The sequence below is a fragment of the Oleiphilus sp. HI0123 genome (assembly GCF_001635315.1).
This window is the reverse complement of record NZ_LWGE01000470.1, coordinates 1-1,456: the sequence shown is the minus strand read 5'-3', so window position 1 is coordinate 1,456 and position 1,456 is coordinate 1. Positions and strand designations below refer to the sequence as shown.

Below are 1,456 nucleotides of genomic sequence, written 5' to 3'. Positions count from 1 at the left end.
GGCGATCATGACCAAGATGGTAGATAGACCGCGTAACGTGTTGATATCCATAATATTGGTTCTTACTTGTTCTTAAGAACGGTGCCAAGCTGCTGTAGATACGCAACCATAGCTTCGATTTCTGTTTTACCTTTCACCGCTTCTGCTGCACCGGCAATGTCTTCGTCGGTGTAGGGAACGCCTACTGTACGAAGTGCTTCCATTTTCGCAGCAGTACCTTTGTGGTCTACGATAGCTGTAAACAACCAAGGGTAGGACGGCATTTTGGACTCAGGTACAACATTACGTGGGTTATAAAGGTGAGCACGTTGCCAGTCGTCACTATAGCGACCACCAACACGAGCCAGATCAGGACCAGTACGCTTAGAACCCCATAGGAATGGGTGCTCATAAACATGCTCTCCGGCAACTGAGTAATGACCGTAACGTTCAGTCTCAGCGCGGAAAGGTCTGATCATCTGCGTGTGACAGGTGTGACAACCTTCACGAATATAGATATCACGACCCTCAAGTTCTAAAGCGGTATGTNGCTTCAGACCTTCAATGGGGGTTTGCATGTCTTTGTGGAAGAACAGTGGAACTGCTTCTACCAAGAAACCAAAACTGATAGCTACGACAATCAGAGGGATCATCAAGCCAAGGTTTTTTTCTATTATCTCATGATTCATTGACTCTTCTCCTAAGCTGCTTCAGTCACGGTATCAAGTGCTTTCGCATCTTTCTGCTTAATGGTTAGCCAAACGTTCACGGCCATGATAAGCATACCTGACAAGAAGATAGCACCACCAATTGCACGAACAAGATAACCAGAATGACTTGCTTCTAAAGACTCTACAAAGCTGTAGGTAAGGGTACCGTCATTGTTTACTGCACGCCACATTAGGCCCTGCATAATACCGTTTACCCACATTGCGGCGATGTATAGAACCGTGCCGGCAGTCGCTAACCAGAAGTGTAGGTTGATCATAGACGTGCTATACATTTCTTTAATGCCATAAAGCTTTGGAATCAAGTGATAAACCGCACCGATAGAAATCATCGCTACCCAACCGAGTGCACCAGAGTGAACGTGCCCAATAGTCCAGTCAGTGTTGTGAGATAGCGCGTTTACAGTCTTGATAGACATCATCGGACCTTCGAAAGTAGACATGCCATAGAAAGAAAGCGATACAACCAAGAAACGTAGTACTGGGTCAGTACGTAGTTTATGCCATGCACCAGAAAGCGTCATCATACCGTTGATCATACCACCCCATGATGGAGCTAGTAGGACTAGGGACATGATCATGCCCGCACTCTGTGCCCAGTCAGGAAGAGCGCTGTAATGTAGGTGGTGAGCGCCTGCCCATACATATAAAGAAATCAGTGACCAGAAATGAATAATAGATAGTCTGTAAGAATAAACTGGCTTGCCAGTCTGTTTAGGAACGAAGTAGTACATAATGCCCAAGAAGCC

The 1,456-nt window shown here is 46.0% G+C and carries 2 protein-coding genes; both read right to left on the bottom strand.

The window, feature by feature from the left end:
* Positions 1-62: 62 nt before the first annotated feature.
* Entirely contained in the window at positions 63-668 is a 606-nt protein-coding gene (gene ccoO / locus A3761_RS04500; protein ID WP_068749898.1) for a cytochrome-c oxidase, cbb3-type subunit II, read from the bottom strand.
* Positions 669-679: 11 nt separating this feature from the next.
* The coding region (locus A3761_RS04495; protein ID WP_197472818.1) for a cbb3-type cytochrome c oxidase subunit I at positions 680-1,456 on the bottom strand (777 nt) is incomplete at its 5' end.